This window comes from Mesorhizobium sp. M8A.F.Ca.ET.161.01.1.1 (genome assembly GCF_004792105.1).
Taxonomy (GTDB): domain Bacteria; phylum Pseudomonadota; class Alphaproteobacteria; order Rhizobiales; family Rhizobiaceae; genus Mesorhizobium.
Window position 1 is genome coordinate 1 of record NZ_SRTD01000337.1, and the last position, 317, is coordinate 317.

At 64.4% G+C, this 317-nt stretch carries 1 protein-coding gene; it reads right to left on the reverse strand.

Going from position 1 to position 317, the window contains the following annotated elements:
* Window positions 1-317: glutamate--tRNA ligase family protein (locus tag EN804_RS35965; RefSeq protein WP_246693551.1), on the reverse strand; the 317-nt coding region annotated here is incomplete at both ends.

The following is a 317-nucleotide window of genomic DNA, read 5'->3' on the forward strand; positions in this document are numbered from 1 at the left end:
GGTTGAGGCAGTGACCGTCATATTTCGGCGGCTTGCCGGCGGCACGCTGGGCCTCGCGCATCTGCTCCAGCCGCTCGGGCGTGCAGAAACAGCGGAAGGCATGGCCTTTTTCCAGCAGCTCTTCGGCATAGGGCCAGTACATGGCCTTGCGCTCTGACTGGCGGTAGGGACCGTAAGGGCCGCCGACATCGGGGCCTTCCGACCAGGTAAGGCCGGTCCAGCGCAGGGCTTCCAGCACCTTCTGCTCATATTCGAGGGTCGAGCGGGTGGCGTCGGTATCCTCGATGCGCAGGATGAACTCGCCGCCGTGTTTCTTG